23 protein-coding genes are annotated in these 23,199 nt (G+C 46.1%); 7 read left to right on the top strand and 16 right to left on the bottom strand.

Annotated features, from left to right (window positions below):
* Nucleotides 1-2: 2 nt before the first annotated feature.
* Entirely contained in the window at nt 3-2,465 is a 2,463-nt protein-coding gene (locus AC58QD_RS26700) for a FecR domain-containing protein (RefSeq protein ID WP_497338084.1), read from the bottom strand.
* A gap of 397 nt (nt 2,466-2,862) precedes the next feature.
* On the opposite strand from AC58QD_RS26700, the gene AC58QD_RS26705 reads away from it, so the two are divergent.
* Complete coding sequence (locus tag AC58QD_RS26705) at nt 2,863-4,635, top strand: CHASE2 domain-containing protein (protein WP_497338085.1); 1,773 nt, start codon at nt 2,863-2,865, stop codon at nt 4,633-4,635.
* Nucleotides 4,636-4,765: 130 nt separating this feature from the next.
* On the opposite strand, the gene AC58QD_RS26710 is transcribed toward AC58QD_RS26705, so the two are convergent.
* From AC58QD_RS26710 to queF, 4 genes are all read right to left on the bottom strand, one after another.
* Complete coding sequence (locus AC58QD_RS26710; protein WP_477545511.1) at nt 4,766-5,002, bottom strand: ferredoxin; 237 nt, start codon at nt 5,000-5,002, stop codon at nt 4,766-4,768.
* 133 nt (nt 5,003-5,135) lie between these two features.
* A complete protein-coding gene (mobB, locus tag AC58QD_RS26715) occupies nt 5,136-5,711 on the bottom strand; it encodes a molybdopterin-guanine dinucleotide biosynthesis protein B (protein ID WP_497338086.1) in 576 nt (191 codons plus the stop codon).
* The gene (locus AC58QD_RS26720; protein WP_497338087.1) at nt 5,708-7,003 is read right to left on the bottom strand and encodes a DNA polymerase IV; all 1,296 of its coding nucleotides are present in this window, start codon (nt 7,001-7,003) and stop codon (nt 5,708-5,710) included. The genes mobB and AC58QD_RS26720 overlap by 4 nt, the downstream gene beginning before the upstream one ends.
* Nucleotides 6,987-7,346, bottom strand: coding sequence for a preQ(1) synthase (queF, locus tag AC58QD_RS26725; protein WP_497338088.1), 360 nt, complete (start codon nt 7,344-7,346; stop codon nt 6,987-6,989). The genes AC58QD_RS26720 and queF overlap by 17 nt, the downstream gene beginning before the upstream one ends.
* A gap of 200 nt (nt 7,347-7,546) precedes the next feature.
* Here queF and cimA point away from each other — a divergent pair, with 200 nt between their 5' ends.
* Nucleotides 7,547-9,163 (top strand): citramalate synthase, encoded by a 1,617-nt coding sequence (gene cimA / locus AC58QD_RS26730; protein WP_497338089.1) that lies wholly within the window; start codon nt 7,547-7,549, stop codon nt 9,161-9,163.
* A gap of 62 nt (nt 9,164-9,225) precedes the next feature.
* Here the strand turns inward: cimA and AC58QD_RS26735 are convergent, their stop codons facing one another.
* Entirely contained in the window at nt 9,226-9,762 is a 537-nt protein-coding gene (locus tag AC58QD_RS26735; RefSeq protein WP_497338090.1) for a TlpA family protein disulfide reductase, read from the bottom strand.
* Between the two features lie 236 nt (nt 9,763-9,998).
* Between AC58QD_RS26735 and AC58QD_RS26740 the strand changes: the two genes are divergently transcribed.
* Together AC58QD_RS26740 and AC58QD_RS26745 are read left to right on the top strand one after the other, a co-directional pair.
* Nucleotides 9,999-11,306, top strand: a complete 1,308-nt coding sequence (locus AC58QD_RS26740; RefSeq protein WP_497338091.1) for an MFS transporter — start codon at nt 9,999-10,001, stop codon at nt 11,304-11,306.
* Nucleotides 11,307-11,359: 53 nt separating this feature from the next.
* The gene (locus AC58QD_RS26745) at nt 11,360-11,803 is read left to right on the top strand and encodes a M67 family metallopeptidase (protein WP_497338092.1); all 444 of its coding nucleotides are present in this window, start codon (nt 11,360-11,362) and stop codon (nt 11,801-11,803) included.
* On the opposite strand, the gene AC58QD_RS26750 is transcribed toward AC58QD_RS26745, so the two are convergent.
* The 3 genes from AC58QD_RS26750 to AC58QD_RS26760 are packed head-to-tail and all read right to left on the bottom strand — an operon-like array spanning nt 11,766 to nt 15,011.
* Nucleotides 11,766-12,497, bottom strand: a complete 732-nt coding sequence (locus tag AC58QD_RS26750; RefSeq protein ID WP_497338093.1) for an exonuclease domain-containing protein — start codon at nt 12,495-12,497, stop codon at nt 11,766-11,768. The genes AC58QD_RS26745 and AC58QD_RS26750 overlap by 38 nt on opposite strands.
* A complete protein-coding gene (locus AC58QD_RS26755; protein WP_497338094.1) occupies nt 12,494-13,624 on the bottom strand; it encodes a DUF294 nucleotidyltransferase-like domain-containing protein in 1,131 nt (376 codons plus the stop codon). The genes AC58QD_RS26750 and AC58QD_RS26755 overlap by 4 nt, the downstream gene beginning before the upstream one ends.
* Nucleotides 13,617-15,011, bottom strand: a complete 1,395-nt coding sequence (locus tag AC58QD_RS26760; protein WP_497338095.1) for an ammonium transporter — start codon at nt 15,009-15,011, stop codon at nt 13,617-13,619. Before AC58QD_RS26760 ends, AC58QD_RS26755 begins: the two co-directional genes overlap by 8 nt.
* A 318-nt stretch (nt 15,012-15,329) precedes the next feature.
* Between AC58QD_RS26760 and AC58QD_RS26765 the strand changes: the two genes are divergently transcribed.
* The gene (locus tag AC58QD_RS26765) at nt 15,330-15,755 is read left to right on the top strand and encodes a MerR family transcriptional regulator (RefSeq protein WP_497338151.1); all 426 of its coding nucleotides are present in this window, start codon (nt 15,330-15,332) and stop codon (nt 15,753-15,755) included.
* Between the two features lie 23 nt (nt 15,756-15,778).
* A complete protein-coding gene (locus AC58QD_RS26770; RefSeq protein WP_497338096.1) occupies nt 15,779-16,465 on the top strand; it encodes a zinc metallopeptidase in 687 nt (228 codons plus the stop codon).
* 80 nt (nt 16,466-16,545) lie between these two features.
* Here the strand turns inward: AC58QD_RS26770 and gltC are convergent, their stop codons facing one another.
* Complete coding sequence (gltC, locus tag AC58QD_RS26775) at nt 16,546-17,436, bottom strand: glutamate biosynthesis transcriptional regulator GltC (protein ID WP_497338097.1); 891 nt, start codon at nt 17,434-17,436, stop codon at nt 16,546-16,548.
* A 7-nt stretch (nt 17,437-17,443) separates the two neighbouring features.
* Complete coding sequence (locus AC58QD_RS26780; protein WP_497338098.1) at nt 17,444-18,094, bottom strand: rhomboid family intramembrane serine protease; 651 nt, start codon at nt 18,092-18,094, stop codon at nt 17,444-17,446.
* A gap of 154 nt (nt 18,095-18,248) precedes the next feature.
* On the opposite strand from AC58QD_RS26780, the gene tpx reads away from it, so the two are divergent.
* On the top strand, nt 18,249-18,767 hold the full coding sequence (tpx, locus tag AC58QD_RS26785; RefSeq protein ID WP_497338099.1) for a thiol peroxidase: 519 nt from the start codon (nt 18,249-18,251) through the stop codon (nt 18,765-18,767).
* A 114-nt stretch (nt 18,768-18,881) separates the two neighbouring features.
* Here tpx and AC58QD_RS26790 read toward each other — a convergent pair whose 3' ends face one another.
* From AC58QD_RS26790 to glpX, 5 genes are all read right to left on the bottom strand, one after another.
* Nucleotides 18,882-19,271 carry a DUF1499 domain-containing protein gene (locus tag AC58QD_RS26790; RefSeq protein ID WP_497338100.1) on the bottom strand — a complete coding sequence of 130 codons (390 nt, stop codon included), beginning with the start codon at nt 19,269-19,271 and terminating at the stop codon, nt 18,882-18,884.
* Nucleotides 19,272-19,386: 115 nt separating this feature from the next.
* The gene (pfkB, locus tag AC58QD_RS26795) at nt 19,387-20,319 is read right to left on the bottom strand and encodes a 1-phosphofructokinase (protein ID WP_497338101.1); all 933 of its coding nucleotides are present in this window, start codon (nt 20,317-20,319) and stop codon (nt 19,387-19,389) included.
* A complete protein-coding gene (fba, locus tag AC58QD_RS26800; protein ID WP_497338102.1) occupies nt 20,316-21,185 on the bottom strand; it encodes a class II fructose-1,6-bisphosphate aldolase in 870 nt (289 codons plus the stop codon). The genes pfkB and fba overlap by 4 nt, the downstream gene beginning before the upstream one ends.
* Nucleotides 21,186-21,293: 108 nt before the next feature.
* Complete coding sequence (locus AC58QD_RS26805) at nt 21,294-22,067, bottom strand: DeoR/GlpR family DNA-binding transcription regulator (RefSeq protein WP_497338103.1); 774 nt, start codon at nt 22,065-22,067, stop codon at nt 21,294-21,296.
* A 155-nt stretch (nt 22,068-22,222) separates the two neighbouring features.
* Nucleotides 22,223-23,188 (bottom strand): class II fructose-bisphosphatase, encoded by a 966-nt coding sequence (glpX, locus tag AC58QD_RS26810; RefSeq protein WP_497338104.1) that lies wholly within the window; start codon nt 23,186-23,188, stop codon nt 22,223-22,225.
* Nucleotides 23,189-23,199 lie beyond the last annotated feature (11 nt).

Consider the following 23,199-nt stretch of genomic DNA (forward strand, 5'->3'; position numbering starts at 1 on the left):
CACTACAATTTTGCACCACTGCCATCAAATAGGATCTCAATAAGGATCGGACTCACGGAGTTAAAAATGACTTCTCCGTCTTTATCGACTAACATGATCTCGAATTGTAGTGTTCTTGTAAACGACTCGGAACTATCGAACGAAGGAGCAGCAAGTAAAGGAATTTGGATCAATCGTTTGAAACCCGTAACCGGAATTCCACTAGTACCTGAATCCGCTGATGGATACTTCGAAATCGTATATACGATTTCTTTAATATGATCTTCATTCGCTGGGTATTCCTGTAAATTCGCTATACTGGATTCACTTGCGAATATTTGATTCCCATTGAAGCTTGGGTCTGTACCATGTAATGGATGAAAGGAAAGCGCACTATTATACTGCATATGAATTTCCGCGCCATAGACGGCTTGCGCATCGACCAAATCATTCAACACAATATTCACAAACAAATTATCATTAGGTCTTAATGTAATCTCGTCCCCTGAAGCTGTTAATTGATCGGATGAAGCTGTGATTGTAACAGCCTTACCTGGCATCGATGACGGCAGTAACTCGATATTGCCCGTGAATGGATTGGATTCATTGCCGGCTCGATCGACCAGCTTCACATAGATGTCTCGTGTCACAATACTTGTTCCGTTATTCGCAAGCAGTGTATGCGAGATCCCTGCAGGATCATAGCTCTTCGTGACAGCAGAAGTAAAGCTTGAATTATCCGCAATAATTACGGAAACGATCTGTTCTGTAACATCCAAGAATTTCAAATTAACTTCAGCTGATGATGCAGTTGTATTCCCGTTGTTAACGATTAAGCGGCTCGCAGAAGGCAGGGTTGTATCGAGTGTAACCTCAAACGTAGCCGCCAGACTCTCATTGCCAGCAGCGTCCGTAGCGGTAACACTGAGCTGGTTATTCCCATTGGTCAATGTAATAGGAACATTCGCGACACCTGCGGGATTAGCAGATGCATTCCCTCTAATACTCGAGCCCAGCTTCACTCTAACAGTCGAACCCGCTTCAGCATCTACCGTAATCGTGATATTCGGATTCTTGACCGCAGCAGGTACGGAGCGGACAACCGGTTTGCTAGGAGCAGTTGAGTCAACCGGATCTTCGCCAGTATTGTTGTTATTCGTCGGCTCTGACGGCGTCTGCTGATTCTGCTGCTGTTGTTGCTCCTGCTGCAATTTTTCTTCCTCTAACTTTGCCTTCGCGGCTTCAAATGCTGCTTTTGCGGCTGCGTCCATTTGTTGTTTCAACAACTCTTCTGCTTTCTTCTTTTGCTCCTCTTGAGCCTTTTTGTTCGCTTCTTCGATCCTCTTCTTATCTTCTTCCAACTTCTTCAATAAATCTGCGAGCCGTTTTTGCTTCTCTTCCAATTCTTTCTTTTCTTTTTCTTGCTTCTCGAGCTTTTCCTTCTGCAGCTTATCTAATAATTCCTTCTTCGCTTTCTCCGCCTCAGGGTCGGTTCCCACCGTTTTGTCGAAAGGCTTCACGTTGTTCAGGTCAAGCTTCTTATTCGGATCTGTAATGGATGCATTGGCTTTATCTATCAAACTCTTAATCTCGTCCTTGCTCAGCTTGTTCTCATCTGCTGCTGTCTTCGCCACGTTTCCGATCAGGTTATTCAGATTGTCTGCAAATTTGTTCAATACACTTGCATCAGTAAGAGCGAGACCCGTTTTGGAGTCAACGGTCTTCTCACCCGCTTGAATACTGCGGACAAATGCATCATTTTCTTCTTGAATGGCTTGCATGGACTCAATCAACTTCTTAATTACACTCGGTGGTGCATTTTTTACAAATTCATTCACATCTAACCCAGTCGGTCCAATATCGGAATCCTGCCCCTCAACAAAAGTGAATTGCTGGCCTGGGTAAATAGGTGTTGTCGAGCCGCCGGCCTCGTTATCAGAAGAACTGGTTGTACTTTGAGACTCTAGGATCCCCGATGTCATCATGGCATAAATTTGCCCTAGCTTCGCTTCTATATATCCATTGGAACCGCGTACACCCATGACTGCAGTAGGCGTTTCTACTTCGAACTCGTCGTCCTCGCTCACCAGCTTCTTCACCTTGAACCAGACAGATCCGGCCCACATCTTGAACTTGGACTTCTTGGCGTTGCTATCGGTTTGCAGCAAGCTTGATATGTATAAGTCGGAATTGGGTCCAATCGTAATTTCATCCTCTTGATCGACAATTTGCAGAACAATACTTGAGCCGTCTTCTGTCTTGAGATGGTCTCCCTGACTAAGACTCATTTCCTCAAATGCACGATAAGCGTTCGAACCGCCCGCCTTGGTAACCAGGACGGTTCCTTCTACGGTGACAGCAATTGCTGCACGTGTTTCCTTAGCAAGTGCTACCCCCGTAAACCCTTGCGATACCATACCGAACACTACAGTAATGCTAATGAGCTTAGCTATCCCTTTACGTCTAAATTTACTCGTTTTCCTCACAATCGACACATGCTCCTCTCCGTTATTGAATCTCTGTCTCTCTTAAAATAATCGGCTAAATCTATGTAATAGTTTACTTAAAACTTCAGAAAAACCATGTCAAAAATCCCCAAAAATCCGCATCTAAATTATACCAGAAGATTTTCATTTGTGACATATAAATCAGAACAAATTACCTAATAGGCGACTAACGAACTAACATTGCGACTCTTCTCGACATCTAATAAATAATTCGAATTGCTCTTTTCGGCATATAGGATCTTTTGATATGGAGCGACATAAAACAAACATTTTGAAAATACATTGGAATATTGTTGTTTCTGAAGGAAAATTATGCTACGTTCTGTTTGATAATAAGGAATTTGATATTTTCAAGGGAATGAAAGGGGAAGCGGAATTGAGTAAAAAAACGGCTATTATATTAGGAAACTTTATTGTTTTATTGCTTACAGTGCTCTTATTTACATTAGGCAGCTTTCAATCGTTTTCGAACACTATTTACAGCTACATATCCAAGTGGTCGATGACCGGAATGCCGCATGAGGACATTATTGTAATCGGGATTGATGAGAAATCACTCCAAGATTACGGAGCTTATCCGTTCGACAGAAAGCTTTACGGCAAACTTGTCAATATTATGGAAGAGTCTGGAGCTAAGGTTATTGCTTTCGATGTAATGTTCAATAACTCAAGTAATCCCGAGAGTGACAAAGCATTCGCGGATGATCTAGCCAAGTACAAGAACGTTATTATCCCCTCTGTGGCCGTATTAGAGAATCAATTCAGCCGATCTACGAAAGTCAAAGCGGATGAAAGAATCATGGCTCATGATGTAACCAAACCTATTGACGTCTTGGGCAAAGTATCTCAAACCGCCCATATTAACGCCTTGTTCGATGACGATGGAGTGATTCGCAAAACTTGGTTGGAGCTTGATACAGCAGACGGAGTGCTTCCTTCCCTTGGTTTGAAAATCGCCCAGATGGTCGGAACAGATGTAGACAAATATTTAGTCAATAATCCTCAAAAAGAACTTACCATCAATTATCAAGCGATGACCAAAGACTTCTTTACGATTTCTTTCTCAAAAGTATTAAGCGGAACGTTGCCTAAGGACACATTCAAAGACAGAATCGTTCTGATCGGTTATGTAGCACCAGGCTCAGACCAAGGAATCACGCCAATTGAAAAGCATATGAACCTGGTTTACGCCCATGCTAACATCGTATCCCAGTTGCTGAGCGGTCAGAATGTCACTAATTTGAATCAATGGACAACGATTGGCATTATGTTTGGCGTCATCCTGTTGTTCGCCTTTGCCTCTTGGCGTATCAAACCTTTCCTTACACTAGCCGGTATATTCGTGCTCACCTTGGGCATTTTATTCCTGCAGTATCAGCTTTTTGCTACCAAAGGACTGTTCATCGATTCCGTTAATCCATTGGTTGCCATTTATTTGACCTTCGTCGTCAATATTGCAACCAAGACATTTTACGAGACCAAACAGAAGAACTTCATCACGAAGCAATTCGGTAGATACATCTCCCCTGAGCTGGTCAAGCAGATCGCAGCCAGTAACCAGGAGCTTCAATTAGGTGGGATGAATAAAGATCTAAGCATCCTGTTCCTGGACATTCGCGGTTTCACGGCTCTATCCGAGAAGCTGAAGCCGGAGGAAGTCGTTGATTTCCTTAACACTATGTTCGACGTGATCACGAGTGTTACATTGCAGAATAAGGGAACCGTAGACAAATTTATCGGAGATGCGGCGATGTTAATCTTCAATGCGCCATTAGACGTTGCGAATCATGAGTACTATGCTGTTAAGACGGGTTACGATATCCAACAAGCGATGGTTGGCGTTCGAGAAGAGATCGAGAAAAAGCATGGCATTACAGTCAATGTCGGGATTGGGATTAATTCAGGAAATGTGGTCGTGGGTAATATCGGATCGTACTTGCGGGTTGACTATACTGTAATTGGAGATAATGTCAACACGGCAGCTCGAATCGAATCCAGTACGACAGCCGGACAAATTCTAGTATCCGAGCAAACATACCTGAAAACACACCAGTACATCGAATACACATATGCAGGGGAGAAGTTGTTCAAGAATAAATCCATCCCAACCAAATTGTATGAGGTTATCGGAATTACGAATCCTTTATAAGCATAGAACCGACAATAGCCGTATCCTTCTCTCAGCGAGAATGGATACGGCTATGTTTATTCGATGTAAAAGAAGCCTATAGCCTGGTTTCCCAGGGCTATTGACTTCAAATAATATACAACATCGTATATTACTTATTGAACGGGCTGTCACCAATCTTGATGGAATCTGTCGGACAACCGTCAGAAGCATCCTGCAAATCATCATAGAGATCGTCCGGAATCTCAGTGTTTCCGTGGTTGTCGTCTCCGTCAAAAATTACTTCAGCCAAACCTTCATCGTCATAGTCATAAATATCAGGTGCAGTCGCTCCGCAAGCACCGCAAGCGATGCAAGTATCTTTTTCGACCCATGTGTACTTTGCCATCGTGGTAATCCTCCTTAAATAATAGCCTCATTATAGAATATAATACAAATCCATAGAAAGTTCAAACACTTTGAGACAACCTGTTCCATCCCAAGCTAACTTATGTCTATTACGAACAACTTATTCCTAGATCTCATCCTGACCGTTCCTCCATATACTGGATAATGAAACGAACTATTTGCGAGGGATCGTCCAAATCAAACATGGGCACGTTAGCAGAATCAGTATATAGTTCCTTGGAAGCCGCTATCGCAAGCAATTCAGTACCAACATGATCGAGGATGGATAAATGCTTAACCTCCCGCACAACAGCGATTTTAGGAATGGGACTTGCTTTAAAGCCTTCCACCACAATCAAATCAAAGCTGTTCTCGTTATGATAGAGCTTTTGGAGCACGTCTTCTAATGTCGGTTCGGCCTTTTTCTCATAGATCACTAGACTATCCGGAGAAACAACCGCCACCGTTGATGCGCCTGCAGCCCTATAAGCAGCAGAGTCTGTACCTTCTGCTTCCTTGTAGTGTCCATGACCATCATGCTTGACGACGGCAACCCGCTTACCTTCAAGCTCCAAGCTCCTTATGACCTCGACAGCAAGTGTAGTTTTCCCGCTTCCTGAGAATCCGGCAAACCCGATAACTGGAATCCGGCTCTTATTCTGAGTTTCCTGTTTCAACTTATCGGTATCGGCTCCACGCTCTCTCCTCATGCTTCGTCCTCCTCTTTAGGTTGGCGGAGGTGATCCATCTGCAAAGATGTACCCCGAACCTTATGATTCCGAATTAAGGACGAAGGATCATCCCCCAGCATGCCTGCTGTAAGAATGGCGCTCTCCCCGTATTTATCACGGATCTTATCCATCGTTTTGTTTAACTGCTCTTTACGCGGCTTCTCCTCGTAGTCGAACAGATCTAATTGAATGGTGGCCGTTTGCTTGGGTTGAAGACTTTGCAGCGTAATTCCTAGCAACCGAATCGGCTTGCCTTCCTTCCAATGCTTGGCGAATAAGCTGCATGCGGTTTTATGAATCTCGTCCGCATTTTCTGTCGGAGCAGGCAAAGTTAGGGCACGATTGATTGTTTTCATGGCTGGGTCGCGAATCGTAATCTGAATCGTACCCGTGACAAACTGCTGTTTTCTGAGCCTGCGGGCTACTTGATCGGCCAGGTTCAGGAATATGCGTGACACTTCGGTGAAGCCCGCAATATCTTGCGGTAATGTAGTTGTATGCCCGATTGACTTGCTTGGTTCCCGTTCTTCCAATACCGGCGAATCGTCGATTCCATTGGAAGCCAGCTTCAACCAGGATCCGTTTACTCCGAACTCTCGAACCAGGAATGCTTCATCAGCAGCGGCTAGTTGTCCAATAGTAGTAATATTGAGCTTCGACAGCTTCTCAGCCGTCCGGGTTCCAATACCGTACAAATACGAACAGGGCTTGTCCCACAACAGCTGCGGTACATCCCTTTTGCGAAGCACAGTTAATCCGTTCGGCTTCTTCATGTCCGACGCCATCTTGGCGAGAAGTCTGTTCGGCGCTACTCCGATCGAGCATGGCAGGCGAAGCTCCTCCTTGATCCGCTGCTGGATCTGGGAAGCAATGTCGAGCGGTGTGCCGAATTGACTGGAGCCTGTTATATCCACGAAGCACTCATCAATCGACATCGCCTGCATTAGAGGGGAATACTCGTACGCGATCTTCATGAAGCGGCGTGAGAATTGACGATACAAATCAAAGTCTGGCTGCAGCAAGATCAAGTCTGGACAAAGCTTTAGCGCTTGTCTGACTTGCATCCCCGTCTTCACACCTAGCGACCTCGCGGTATAGGACGATGTAACGATGATCCCTTTGCGTAATTCTACACTTCCCGCGACAGCCAGAGGTTTATCCTGATACAGAGAAGGCTCTACCGCTTCATGAACGGAGCAGTAGAACGCATTCATATCAATATGAAGGATCACTCTGCCATTCTTCGGGTAATGATTACTTAGGTTGTTCATACTCCGTCCGAACTGTTGTATAAATCCCGCCGCGAACGTTGAACTTGCCGATAACTTCCAGCTTGCGCGGCTGAATCATATCAACGAAATCTTTCAGTATGCGATTCGTTACATCTTCGTGAAAGTGCCCTTCGTCGCGGAAGCTCCACAAATATTGTTTCAATGACTTCAATTCTACTATAGAGGGCCCAGGAATATATTTAAAAGTAATAGTGGCGAAATCAGGTTGGCCCGTAACCGGACAGAGCGCAGTAAACTCAGGACATTCAATCTCGACCAAATAATCACGATCTTGGTGCGGATTAGGGACAGGCTGTAAAGTTCTTGATGGTACTGTTGACATCGGTATAACCTCCAAAAGTATGTTTAAACATCAGAAAATCAATTAAAGCATACCTTTTCGATCTATACAGGTCAAGTCAATGTATGTTGCAATGCCTGCAAATTCCCTAATGAAAATTAATTCAACAAATGGACAGGGAAATGGTATAATGAAAGGAAACTTTTTTGGCGTATTCTGAAAGTGTTTAAGGAGGAAGTTCCATGTCAAGCGCAGTAAGTATTTTCGACACCACCCTACGGGACGGAACACAGGGTGAAGGGATCAGCTTGTCCGTTGATGACAAGTTAAAAATAGCCCAGAAGCTGGATCAACTGGGCGTTGATTATATTGAAGGCGGCTGGCCTGGAAGCAACAGCAAGGATATTGAATTTTTCCGTCGTGCGAACGAGCTGAACTTGACTCATGCCAAGATTACAGCATTCGGCAGCACAAGACGCAAGGATTCCAACGCAGCAACGGATGCTAACCTGAACCGTCTGGTTGAATCTGGCGTCAGCGTAGCTTCGATTTTTGGCAAGTCCTGGGACTTTCACGTCCATACTGCCATCCAGACAACTCTAGAAGAGAATCTGGCGATGATCTTTGATTCGGTTCAATATTTGAAGACGAGCGGCTTGGAAGTCATATATTTGGGGGAGCATTTCTTCGACGGCTATAAGAATAACCCTGATTATGCGATTCAGACTATTATGAAGGCCGAAGAAGCAGGTGCTGATTGGATTGTACTGTGTGATACGAATGGCGGATCATTGCCTGGTGAGATCTACGACATCGTTTCCAGCGTCTGTAGTAAAGTAAACGTCCCTGTAGGGATACATGCTCATAATGATTGTGAATTGGGTGTGGCCAACAGTATCGCCGCTGTTCAAGCAGGGGCCCGTCAAGTGCAAGGTACGATCAATGGCTTTGGGGAGCGGTGCGGGAACGCTAACCTATGCTCCGTCATTCCGAATTTGCAGTTGAAGTTAAACTATTCCTGTATCTCTGGCGAGCAGCTGCAGAACCTGACATCTGTCGCTCGATATGTAAGCGAGATCGCTAATGTTAACATGCCGGTGAACCAGCCGTTTGTAGGGGCGGCAGCTTTTGCGCACAAAGGCGGGATTCACGTATCCGCCATTATGAAGCATCCGAAGACCTATGAGCATATTACGCCCGAGCTTGTCGGGAATAAGCAGCGTGTATTGGTATCGGAGCTTGCCGGTCAGAGCAATCTGATGGCCAAGGCACAGGAGCTGAAGCTGGATCTCAACAAGCAGCATAACCAAACTCGAGACATCATCGAGAAAATCAAGGAACTTGAGCATCGCGGTTACAAATTCGAAGGCGCAGACGCTTCACTGGAGCTTCTCCTTAGACGGGCTTATGGCGATATTAAAGAAGCCTTCACCGTGGAATCCTTCAAGCTTCTAGTTGAGAAATCAGCAGGCAACACGGTTGCATCAGAAGCAATCGTAAAGCTTAAGGTGCATGGCGAGACCGTATATACGGCAGCCGAAGGCAACGGACCCGTTAACGCCCTGGACAACGCCTTGCGTAAGGCGCTGATCCCTTATTATCCTGATATTAAGCAAATGCACCTCAGTGACTATAAAGTCCGTGTATTGGACGAGAAAGACGCCACAGCCGCCAAGGTCCGCGTTCTGATCGAAACGACTGATTTCCAGAACACGTGGAATACGGTAGGTGTGTCCGAGAACGTAATTGAAGCAAGCTGGGAAGCACTCGTAGACAGTATCCAGTACTCGCTTATTGGCAAGCTTCATGTAGAAGGCCAATCCGCTCAGGAAGAGCATGTTGGGATCGCCAATCATTAATCGTTCACAAAACCAAACAACCTGCTCGCTCGCTTCCAAGCGAAGAGCAGGTTGTTTCTGTTTCACTTAATCAATTGTTGTATCCGTTTCTCTAGCTCCGCAGGATTCAATAAGTTGAATACGTCTGTAATGACGCCCTCCCTATTGACTAGATACGTGGTTGGAAGTCCGCGAACCCGGTACAAGTCAGCTGCACTCCCTTCCTTATCAAGAAGAACTGGAAAATCAAAGTTAAAATGCTTCACGAATGATTGAAGATTATCCATTCGATCTTGTGAGGTTACATTCACGGCATATAGATCCAACCCATCCTTGTACTTATCCGCCAGCCTCTTCAAGTCCGGCGCTTCTGCCTCACAGGGTCCGCACCAGGATGCCCAAAAGTTAATGACCAGCACCTTGTCACGAGGGCCGCCAACCTGATATGGATTTCCATCCAGGCCCTCCAATGAGAAGGAAGGGGCTTTATAATTCGGTTTGGGCGCTGTTTCATTCGGCGCAGACACTTCTTTATTAGCAGTCGCCATGTTCTGATACACCGCGAACCCAGCAAGCACAAGCACTAACAGCATCACAGCTATATTTTTTTTGTTCTTCATAGGAATTGTCCGTCCTTTGTCGTTTGACTTGGAGACTAATAACGCATCGAATCCTTTATTAGGCTATCCATTTGGTACGCGCTTCAATCTTCCGCTTCAGTTTAGCATGCCCTCTTCCTTATTTTCCACAACAGATATGGCAATTAGCTGAAATTTGGCAAAACAACCCGGAATGGATGAATCTGACTGAGGAGATAGTATATTTATCAGAGAACTCCCTCAGGAGGAATATACGCATGTCAGCAAATACGAAGTCACGTAAGCTACAGATCGTGTTCGAGAGCGATATAGACAGTCTAACACCCGAAGAAGAGCAATCGTCCAGCAAGAAATCATCCAATTCGACAAGTGGTAAAGGAAACCGGCTCACTTTTATGGCGATTGCAACAATCCCTTTAGTGCTCGTTCTGGGCAATTCGATGCTTGTTCCCATACTGCCGGACATGCAACGCGAGCTGCAAATCTCACAATTTCAAAGCAGTCTTATCATCACTCTTTTCTCCTTCTCGGCAGGCATATTCATCCCGGTAATCGGATACCTCTCAGACAAATTCACTAGAAAATCCATTATCATTCCCTCCCTAATCATATATGGAGCAGCGGGTATCCTGGCTGGGTTCGGCGCAATCTGGAAATCCTATACGATCATCATCATAGCTCGAGCGATTCAAGGAATGGCGGCAGCAGGAACAGCTCCAATCGCAATGGCGCTAGTAGGCGATCTCTACAGCGGTCCTACAGAAAGCAAAGCGCTCGGCTTGACGGAGGCTTCTAACGGAGCAGGGAAAGTGTTGAGTCCTATTATCGGCTCCTTACTCGCCCTTATTATTTGGTATGCATCGTTTTTTGCTTTTCCTGTGTTTTGCGCACTATCCCTAATCGCTGTGATCTGGTTGATCAAAGAACCCAAGAATAAGAAAAAGCCGCTTAAACTAAAGGCATACCTGAAGTCCATCGGAGATATTATGAAGAAAAAAGGGCGTTGGTTAATTACCTCTTTTTTCGCCGGTTCGTTAGGTTTGTTTATCTTGTTCGGGGTGTTGTTCTATTTATCCAATAGCTTGGAGGAGGAACCCTATAACATCGACGGGATAGCAAAAGGGTTAGTATTGGCGATACCGCTGCTCGGATTGGTCGTAACCTCTTATACCACGGGAAGCTTCATTAAAAAGAATGGTGTTCTTATCCGGTGGTTAATGCTTATCGGACTTTCTCTTATGGTGATTTCTTTAGGCTCGACGATCTTTTTCTTCAAAAATTTATACATCTTTATCGGCTTGTTGACCCTAAGCAGCATCGGAACAGGCTTACTTCTTCCGTGTCTGAACACCATGATTACTGGAGCTGTGGAGAAGGAACAAAGAGGAATGATCACCTCCCTCTATAACAGCTTGCGATTTCTGGGTGTCGCTATAGGACCTCCCCTGTTCGGCTGGATGATGGATAAGTCAGAACGAATCATATTCATCTCCGTATCCGCTCTTTCACTAATTACACTTGGTCTTGTTTTTTTCCTTATCAAGCCGGATAAACAAGTGAATTAGCACCCTGAACTCCGTTATACTGTAGGGGAATCTATTTCCCGCAGAGGAGCAGCATGGACACCATGGTTGTAATTGATCAGATGACAGTTGAACAGCTAAAGGCTTACTGCAGATCAACATTGCCCGAGGAAGCTTGCGGAGCATTAGAAGGATTTGTACGGGGTGAGGAGGTTTATATAAGCGGGTTTATCCCAGTCACGAACCGCGCATTTCACCCGTCTGTGAGCTTTACTTTTGACGCAGAAGAATGGGTGGAGCTTGTCTTGAAACGGGAGCATAGTCTGATCGGGACTTTTCATTCCCATCCTGCTGCTTCTGCTTATCCGTCTCAAGCTGATCTGCTGAGTGCATGGCCACACTTCCCTGTCCACCTTATTCTCTCAATGAAAACAGAGGTTATATTCGCATACAATCAAACAAAAAACCATTCAACCGCCAAGCAGCGCGATGGTGAATGGTTCAATGGCTTAAATATTCGTATAAGTCCCCGAGCGTAGTCACTTCACGTTCCAGCACTTCCTGCAACAGCTTCCCCCAAAGCTTCGCGGTCATTACCGAATCGTGCAAAGCATGATGGCGACTAGCTGATTCGATCTCATAGCTGTCTAACAAGGCATCCAGACTGTAGCTGGCCCGTTTCGGATGGATGCGTTTGGCTAGAATCATACAATCAAGCAACCGATGAGATAAGTTCACTTTTGACGTCTTCCATAACGCCGAGTTCAGAAAATGTTTGTCGTGTCCGCTTCCATGAACGATCAATACTCGATGTTGAACAAATTCGAGAAATTCCCGCAGAACAGTAATGAGTTCCGGCGCATCCGCGGCCTCTTCTTCCGTGATACCTGTGAGTTGTATTACTTCATCCGGAATTCTACGCTTAGGTTGAGCCAAGCTGTAAAAGGTTTGATCTGTGATGATCTGCTCCCCGGTTACAGATATCGCGCCAATGGATATAATCTCGTCACCATTATAAGGAGAGAAGCCGGTCGTCTCCAGATCGAAGACGACCGCATCAAGGGATTCCAAGGATACGTCGTATAGGCTATTCTTTCGCTGCTCTTTCATGAAAGATCGGATGAAGGCCATATGTTGGGCATTCTGAGCATCGAACATAGAAGCAACAGCAGGCGTAATACCGCCTTTTTTGTATAAGTGCCACATGCGTCCAACGGCAGACATATCTTTCATTGGGTGCCCCCCCGTTCCGTCCGGTATTCCGACAGCAACCGCTCGGTCCGCTTCTTCACAAGTGTCTGGAGCTCCTGGCCGCTCCGGAGAGCTCTGCGCAATCTTTGCTTCAGTTCCCGATCCAGCTGTTCTTCCTGAAGAATCCCTCTGGTCGAATAAATGCCATTCTCTAACTGAAAAGGTGTCTGAGTTCGCAGCCATAGTGTGAACTGTAGCGCTTCCCTCCACCTCAGGCCAAGCTCCTGCTCAATGAACCCTTGCTTTATTAATGCTTCTATACGCTGCATAGAAGAAGTATACTGAACATCACCTTCAACAGATAGCAGCCGGATGCCGTTGATCAGCGGAATGTAGGCGCCATATTTGATATCGAGACCGCCTGCATCCAATCCGTACCGTTCCGTGATCAGATTGCCGAAGGGTCCGAGTGAAGGCTTATGATGAAGCGTATTGCGCAGCATATCTCCCATAATCAAGGGACGCTTCTTCACTTCATGATGAATGGCATTCTTCAGCGTCTCGACAAGCGATTCGTCACCGTGCACACATCTCATATCTACCGCGATCAGCAAGTAACGCACATTTTCCCATTGCGGATCACCGAACCAGCCTTGAAGCATACGCACCCAATCGGATACCGACTTTCTCCACTGCGGGTTCGTGCTGATCACATTGCCCTCGCAGGGCGGATAACCGATCTCCCGTAATGCCTGGAAGGTCACTTCAGAGAGTTCCTGATAATATTTTTCCGTCTTCTCCGCCTCATTCACCGAAGGTTCCGCATACACCAACCCATTATCTTGATCACTCCACTGAGTCTGTTCGGCTCTCCCTCCGCTGCCCACGAGTACATACGCATAAGGAACGGGAGGAGAACCCATCCCTTCTTCACGTAGCCGACGCTCGCTTAGAATCAAGGTTCTCCTGATAAAATGATCATGAAGCCGATTTAGTTGGTCATACCATTGTCCGATGAACAATAGAGCAGGAGGGGCCGGGAATTTCTCTACCATCTCTTCCCGCAAGGAGCGCAATTCCGGGATGCTTGCCGCCCGTTTAATACGTTCTTCCAGTCCGGACATCTTATACCCTTCCATAAGCCCCTCCAGCAGCTTGAATTTAGACACTTATCGTCTCGTTGCCTGCCTTTTTCATTTGCTCCGGGTAGCCATACGTCCCGTGCTCACTGATGTCCAAGCCCATGATTTCTTCTTCTTCCGTAACACGCAGTCCCATTGTCTTCTTCATAATACTCAAGATCACATATGAAAGGACGAAGACGAAGACGAACGATACAGCTACACCCATCGCTTGAATACCTAATTGATGTAATCCGCCGCCATAGAACAGACCCTCTCTACCTACACCTACAATTTCTACTAACCGAGGCGCCGCGAAGAATCCAGTGGATAACGAACCCCATATACCTGCGATACCATGAACCGAGAAGGCATAGATCGGATCGTCGATACCCGCTTTCTCAAACCATTGAGCCGTGAAAAATGTAAGTGTACCTGCTATTAGACCGATCACTACTGCTGCCCATGGCTCTACGAATGCGCAAGATGCAGTAATGGCGACTAACGCAGCCAGAACACCGTTCAACATACTAGGAATATCTGCTTTACCGAAGTACATCCAGGATACGACCAATGCAGCCACCCCGCCTGCTGCTGCTGCAAGGTTCGTGTTCAAAGCGATGAATCCGAAGAATCCATCATTCACAGCCGTCAACGTACTGCCTGGGTTAAATCCGAACCACCCGATCCAAAGAATGATTACACCGAGTACGGACAACACCTGGTTATGTCCAGGAATCATATTCGGCTTACCGTCTTTATTGTATTTGCCAAGACGCGGTTTCAGCAAGAGGGTTGCAACTAACGCAGCTGTAGCACCTTGTAAGTGAACAACCGTTGATCCTGCAAAGTCTTGTTTACCGTGTTCAGCGAGCCAACCGCCACCCCAGATCCAATGCGCAACGAATGGATAAATTACAACCGTGAACAGTATTCCGAACACGAAGTATACCGACAGCTTCGCTCTTTCAGCGAATCCGCCCCACGCGATGGCAAGCGCAACTCCAACGAACGCCAACTGGAACAGGAACTTAATGCCTATTGGGACTACTGAGAAGGATAAAGAACCAAATGCTTCAGCTGCTTGCTCTTCAGTCCCATTTACGAAAAATCCACCCCAACCAATAATCTTGTTCAGGTTCCCTCCGTCGCCGAACACTAATCCGAATCCAATAGCCCAGAACGCAAGAGCAGCGATTCCGAAGGTTAAAATCGTCTTACCTGCTACGTGACCAGCATTCTTCATTCTGGTCGAACCTGCTTCCAGGAGTGCAAACCCAGCTTGCATGAAAATGACTAAGATTGCCGCTAACATGACCCATACAGCATCTACTGCGCGAAACAACTGCTCATTTGTAGGAGGGTCACCTGCTGCTAAAGCCAGTGTCGGAAAGGCCAACACCATTAAACCTACCATTAATAGTACCCGTTTCATTCGATTACCCACCTTCGTGTCAATTTTTATAACATGATATGAAACCGATAGTGTCATTATAACTAGGGAATCAGGATTTGACAATATGCTATTTCATGTTTTTCGCAAAAAACCGTACATTTATCTTGGAAATCTATCGTATTATTCGTAAGTACAAGCTATTCATGTTAGGTTATATGACTCGAATTAATATTTTCCGCAATTTCACCATATTGTCGGAAGCATAACGTTTGACTGTATGGTTGGCATTCGTTATGATGAGAGAAGAAATAGAAATCGGTACATAATAGAGGGGGGAGCAGAGATGGGGTAACGACTCTGTATAAGATTGGGGAACTTGCACGCCTCTCCAATGTCAGTCCGCGCACGATCGATTATTATACGAAGTTAGGGCTGCTTGCACCCGACAAACGATCAGACAAGAATTATAGGTTGTACAGTGATGAAACCGTTGCACGTTTGAAACGTATAGAAGATATGAAGAAAGAGAAATACACCCTAGAAGAGATTAAGGAAAGCTTGGATTTGTGGCAGAAAGTTAGTCGAAGCGAGGCTGTGACAGAAAAGCTTACATCCCTCCAGATGCGCCTTGTGCAATTGGAGCGGGAAGTGAAGGAAATAAGTCCGCTGCTCTCGCAGATGAAGCCTAAGCAAGCCAACAATGCTTTTAATAACTTAGCCACACAGAGCGCAGCTTGTATCGAAGCCTTATTGCTTCTTCTTGGGAAAGGTCCACTCATGTAGACTATATTAATGGAGGGTATGACATGTTTTTTCATCCTATGGACTTTTTGATTATTATCGCCTTCGGTGTTTCTTTGTGGGCACAGTTCAGAGTCAAGGGAACGTTTAAGCGATGGTCCACCGTCCCTGTCTCTTCCGGAATGAATGGTTATGAAGCCGCAAGAAGGATGCTCGATGATAATGGTCTTGAAGATATTCCGATTGAACCTGTACCGGGCGTTCTATCCGATCATTACGATCCGATTAGACGTGTTGTCCGATTATCCGAGCCTGTCTATTATGAGAGCAGCATCTCCGCCGTGTCGGTTGCTTGTCACGAAGTAGGTCATGCTATCCAGCATAAACAGAGTTATCCGATGCTTGTTGCTCGTCACAACTTGTTCCCTGTAGTCAATATCACATCAGGGGTAGCACCTCTCCTTATCATTGCAGGATTGATCTTCCAACAGTTCTCTTTCTTGCTTGGACTTGGGATTGTCTTCTTCTCCGCTGCCGTAGTGTTTCAGTTGATCACTCTGCCGGTAGAATTCAATGCTAGCAGTCGAGCTAGAGATGCCATGGTTATGAGCGGTTACATCTCCAATGATGAAGAGCGCGGAGTAGCCAAGGTTCTGAACGCTGCTGCACTCACATACGTAGCGGCTGCATTAATCTCCCTGCTTGAGTTGGTAAAGTATATTATGATTTTCAACAGTCGCAGCGACGATTAATGAACGATATAACCACAAAAGCTTTCTTCCATTGTCGAGTTCCGACGTGAGAAGAAAGCTTTTTTTGCTGCTGTTTTCCTTCATTGGGTTTTGAATTGTTCGAATAAGAACTTTTGGAACATCTCAGCTACAATCGGCAGCTTTTCCCCTTTGCGTCTGACTAGCCCGATCGTTCGCGTTACGATCGGCGCTGTCAGCCTCACTTTGACAGGCATAAGCGGACTAATCTCAGCCAGCGCCATTTCCGGAAGAATGCCGACCCCCATCCCAGCCGCTATTAGCCCTCTTATAGTATCCGTCTCTTCCCCTTCAAATCCTATCTGAGGTGTGAAGCCCGCTTCCTTGCAAGCTTCATACACGATAGTCCGCAAAGAATAATTATCACTGAACATGACGAATGGATCATCCTTCAGCTGCTCGAGACGGATAGACTCTTGCCCTGCTAACGGATGGGTACTTGGGAGGACGGCATACAGCTCTTCCGTCAACAGCAGCTCCCCTGCCACCTGATCATGCTTCTCCGGGAACGGAGAGATGAAGGCCAAGTCTACCTCTCCTCTGGTTACATCATGAATCAAGCTAGTGAACGTGCCTTGCTTTAACCGGAACTTGACATCCGGATGTCCTTTGCGAAAGTCCGCTACAACCGTTGGAATCAAGCTAATGCCAAGTGTATGAGGGAATCCAATGCGAATTTCCCCTTTTTCCGGATCGAGAAATTCTCGCATCTCCATCACCGTTTTGTCCAGGCCATTCAACATCTCATCTATTCGAATCAGGAATAATTTACCTACTGGTGTCAGCTGAAGGTTGCGTCCCTTCTGAACGAACAGCTGCATCCCCAGCTCTTCCTCCAATTGGTGGATTTGCCGACTGACTGCCGATTGCGCTACATGAAGCTCCGCAGCTGCTTGCGTGACGTGTTGCTTCTTTGCCACCTTCACGAAGTACTGTAATTGCCTAAGTTCCACTGCCTTGTTACCTCCTAATCATTTGACGAAACAGCAGCATACCGCCCAAAAAGCCGCCCAGATGCGCATACCAGTTTACATTGGGCACGATTAGAGAGTACACCACTCCGACAACCAGAACGGTCTTGATTGTAGTGGATGATTGTTTATCCATCGCTTCCTTGCGGAATAATGCAATGTACAGATACGCCGCGAATATCCCATATACAGCTCCTGATGCTCCAGCCGAAAGATGTGTCCCGCGAAACAACAGTTCACTAATAAGATTTCCTGCCAGCCCGCTTCCCAGATAAAAGACTGCATAGCGCCATTTTCCAAGCAATCGTTCTAGTGGGGGAGCAAATACGAAGATGGAGAAGCTGTTGAACAACAAGTGATCAAATCCGATATGTAGAAAAACGGCCGCGAGATACCTCCAATATTCCCCAGAGTAAGGAGGAACGTTCACCAAGGCACCAAATTGGATTAACGTCTCACTATCCGTAGAGCTCCCTACAATGGACATCCATACGAATAGAGCGGTCTGAATAAGCAATATGGCTGTTGTAATCGGATAGGATCGCACATACTGGGAGAAGCTTTCGTAACGTAAAAATAAAATAAGGATCCCTCCTCGTTCTTCTGACTGTCCATAGTTTAGTGTTCCTCTTACCATCATACCTTAAAACAATGGGGCGCATAAGAGAGCTTATTATTTATACGAAATGCCTCGGCACTCGTTTCATATGACCTCTTATTGGACAAGTGTAGAAATGTTAGATTATAATAAGTATTGGTAAAAAGCTTAAAAATCATGATAGGAGATGGTCCTTTTGGCACAAGAACGTACTGGAGTCGCTACATTTAAGAGCAACCCGATCACATTGGTAGGTCCGGAATTGAAAGCAGGAGATCAAGCTCCTAATTTTACAGTAAACAAGAACTTGTTGACTGAAGTTACACTTGCAGACTATGCAGGAAAAGTGAAATTGATCAGCGTAGTACCTTCACTCGATACAGGTGTCTGCGATCAACAAACTCGCCGCTTCAATGAAGAGGCAGCAGGACTCGGCGACAATGTTGCCATTCTGACGATCAGTGTGGACCTTCCTTTCGCACAAGCACGTTGGTGCGGAGCTGCAGGGATCGACAAAGTAGAAACACTGTCCGATTACAAAGCGAAATCATTCGGTCTTGCTTATGGCGTAGTGATCAAGGAATTCCAGCTGTTGATGCGATCGATCTTCGTTATCGATGCTAATGACAAAATTGTTTACGTTGAATACTTGCCAGAAATGACTGAACACCCGAACTACGAATCAGCAGTTGCAGCAGTTAAGGGTCTTCTGTAAGATTTTTACTGCTACATAATACGAGAACGACCTGGCCAATGTTATTGGTCAGGTCGTTTTTGGATCCATAAAAAAACAGCTCTTAAGCGATATGCTCAAGGCTGTTCTCCTGCATTACTTGTCAACTTTATAACTAGCCAACTTCTGATCGAAAATCTTGAACAATTCCAAAATCGTTCTGTAGTTCGATCCCAAATCACCAAGCGAGCCTCGTGAAGCGGAATAAATATCAACTGCCGATTTCACGGGATTAATCGCAAATAAAGTAAGAGTAATATCCTGCGTGCGACCTGTCATCGTCTTCTTCGTAACTACAATTTCCCCGACGTTCTTCACTTCGTGAAGGATAGTATACTTTGGAACCTTCTTCAGCAAGGTAACGACTTCTTCCCAGAGCTGATCCTTGGAAATTTTGTAATAGCGGGTTTTCAGTTCCGGGTCCTTTGCTTTCTCTCCCGTCACTTCATGGCTGCGCATAAGTCCAATCAAGGTTCTTTTCAACAACGGTGTTATCCCCCTCTATCCATTCAAGCAAGATATGCTATTTGTCCTACCTTACATATTATCATGAAAACGCCAAACAAAAAAGCCAATCCTAGCAGATTGGCATACGTTTCTATTAAATAATTGCTTCTATTTCAACTTCCAGCTGCAAACGCGCTACGTCCTCCAACCGAACGTTCCCTGCTTCCGCCATAAGCGCATTTGCTGTTCCTGTCGCTGTTGCAAGGCGCAAAGCATCCTCAATTGAGTCACCGCGCCGCAACGATACAGCCATGCCGGCAACAAAGGAATCGCCGCAGCCTACTGTGTTCACCGGTTCGATACGCGGTGCATGGACACGGTACAAGGAACCATCATAACCAGCTACACATCCATTCGCTCCCAACGAAACTACTATACACGTAATCCCATCCCGCATAAGCTGATGTATACTGTCGTACAGATCACTCTCTTGCTCCAGTTTCTTGCCGAGCAGCTTCTCAACCTCCTGCTCATTCGGCTTGATCATGAATGGCTTCGCTTGAATACCGTGGAGCAACGCATCACCGCTCGCATCCAGAATGGCAAGCGCCCCCTCCTCACGAACAATTCCTATCAGTTCAGCGTAGAATGAACTTGGCAGTCCCTTGGGCAAGCTGCCTGACATAGCAACAATTCCAGAGCCGGCTGCCAACTCCCTTATACGGCGTTTCATTTCTTCAGCTTGAAACTCAGAGATCTCAGGTCCGGGTTCGAGCAGCTCGGTTGATGAGTGATTGACCGAGTCAATAATGTTCAGGCACAACCTCGATTCACCCTCGACACGAACAAATCCACTACGAATCCCTTGTTTCTCCAGCTCACGTTCGATGAATTGCCCATTGCTGCCGCCAACGAAGCCTGTCGCCTGAACAGAACCGCCTAATAAATGCGCAACACGAGCAACGTTCACTCCTTTTCCCCCTGGGTAGCTAATCAGCCGGCCTATACGAGAAACTTTACCTAGCTCAAAACCTTCAACAAAGTAAGTTTTATCTATCGCTGCATTCAAAGTAACGGTTGTAATCATCCGCGGAAATCGCTCGCTTTACCGATACAACCGCACAAGCGCATCTTCTCAATCGCTGCCGCTTTTAATGCTTTCTTGGCAGGGATCATATATTTGCGCGGGTCATTCTCATCAGGATTAGCTGCGAATACTTCCTTGATAGCATCAGAGAATACAATCCGCAGCTCGGTAGCTACGTTCATCTTCGCCATCCCCAGTGATACCGCTCTGCGCACTTGCTCTTCTGGAATACCAGAGCCGCCGTGCAAAACTAGAGGAACAGGTACTTTATCCGCAATCCGCTTAATTCGGTCAAAATCAATCTTCGGCTCACCTTTGTAAATGCCGTGGGCTGTACCAATTGCGGGGGCAAGTGTGGGAACCCCTGTCCGTTCAACGAATAACACACACTCATCGGGATCGGCCATTAACGCTTCATTATCCGCTACTACAATATCATCCTCAACGCCGCCTACCTTACCCAGCTCGGCTTCAACGTTGACACCTGCTGCGCGAGCAACCTCAACGACCTTAAGTGTCTGACGTACATTCTCCTCAAATGGTGAATGGGATGCGTCGATCATGACCGAAGTGTAACCCGCCCTTATACAACGAACGATTAAGTCAAAATCCGTGCAATGATCGAGGTGAAGAGCGATCGGCACTCTGGACAAATTCGAAGCAACTGTCGAAGCAGCCGCGATATACTCAGGTCCAAGATGTTTTACAGTTCCAACTGTGGATTGAATAATAAGCGGCGAGTCTGTTTCTTCTGCAGCCTCTACTACCGCCTGTAACATTTCTAAAGTGTGCACATTGAACGCACCGATACAATATCCGTTGGCGCGGGCAGTCTGGAGCATTGGGGTAGATGATACTAATGGCATGATTAATTCCTCCCGTTTAGTTACATTTATGATAATTTGCTTTCGTTTAGTTTCTTTTCTTATTGTAACGGATGAACCTTCTTAATGACAAGATGAGGGAACAAATTTTTATACGAGTATGAGTTGAATGCCTTTATCCCTGATCTTGTCACATGTATCCTTATTCAATCCGCGATCGGTAATCACGGTATGCACGGCTTGTAAAGGCGCTATGTGAGAGAAGAACACTTTACCGAATTTGCTGTGATCAGCAACGACGATGACTTCTTTGGCTATAGATATCATTTGCCGATCCATGCTCGCTTCCGAAATATTAGGCGTGGTGAGCCCTTCCTGCAGATCAAAGCCATCAACTCCGAGAAATAACTTGTCCACCCGCACGTTCTTCAATGTGTCTTCAGCCAATGGACCAACAAGGGCAAAGGATTTCGGTCTAAGCTTCCCACCAATCAGTATAATTTCCAGATCAGCATAGTTACCTATTTGAACCGCTATATTGGCTGCATTTGTTACAATCTTAAGCTTTTTCTTCCCTACTAGCCTTTTGGCGATAAACATGCTGGTCGTACCAGGCGTCAGCATAACGGCGTCCTCATCATGAATGAGCTTGGCTGCTGCTTCCGCAATTCGTTCTTTCTCTTCCACTAACGCTTCAGCTTTCTCAGAAAAAGACTTCTCGTGCGCCACTTCATTCACATGGGCATGAAGCGCCATAGCTCCGCCATGAGTGCGAAGCAGCAGTTCCTTCTCCTCAAGCTTCTCAAGATCACGGCGAACAGTTACTTGCGATACACCCAACGCTTCACTTAGCTCAGACACTGTCGCTTTCCCCGCTTGATTGACGACTTCCATAATACGTACATAGCGTTCCTCAGCGAACATGAAGGCCTCCTGTATAAGGATAATATATAGTTACCTTTTCTTTATTGATCATTTCCCTTCTTTTTTGATCATAATCAATATTCGATGATTAATCCAGAAGTTTTTATTTCAAGCAAAAAAACCGCCGGTATTTCCCGGCGGTTCAACCCTGCAGTTCATTTGTGGAACAGCTGCTTATTCGGCAAGTAGTGTTGAGTCTGAATATGACGGATGGTGCGCGTTTTTGCACGCATAACAAGTGAATGTGTCTCAGCTCGTTCCCCTGCTAAATATCGAACACCCTGCAGGAAGCTTCCAGAGGTAACACCTGTAGCTGCAAAGATTACATCGTCCTTGCCTACCATGTCATCCATCGATAATACCTTGTACGGATCGCTGAGTCCCATGGATACACAACGTTGATACTCTAACGCATTACCTGGCATCAAGCGGCCTTGAAGCTCGCCGCCCAGGCATTTCAGAGCAGCTGCAGCCAACACACCTTCTGGCGCTCCTCCAGAACCCAGGAACAGATCAATCCCGCTCTCTGCCATCGCAGGTGCAATAGCGCCGGCCACATCCCCATCGGTGAGGAACTTGATACGAACGCCTACTCGGCGCAAAGTATTCACGATTGTTTCATGACGTTCTCGATCCAACATCATAACCGTGAGGTCACTGATGTTCTTCTTCTGGGCTTTGGCTGCAATTTGCAGTGTTTCCTCAAGCGGAGCATTAATATCTACTTTACCAACCAAGGAAGGACCTACAGCAAGCTTCTCCATATACATATCAGGTGCGTGAAGCAAGTTACCTTTCCCTGCAATAGCCAACACCGAGATCGCATTATCGAGTCCTCTAGCTACAATATTCGTGCCTTCCAGAGGGTCAACCGCAACATCCACCTCAGGTCCTTGCATACTGCCTACCTGCTCGCCAATGTACAGCATCGGCGCTTCATCCATTTCCCCTTCACCGATTACGACTGTTCCCCGGATAGAGACCGTGTCAAACATTCGACGCATTGCGCTCGTAGCGGCTTCGTCTGCTTCATTCTTTCTCCCTCTACCCATCCAGTGTGCTGCAGATAACGCCGCCATCTCTGTAACTCTAACTACTTCTAGCGCAAGCTCCCTCTCCACTTCCAGTCCCC

The organism is Paenibacillus sp. J2R1T-4, assembly GCF_059692235.1.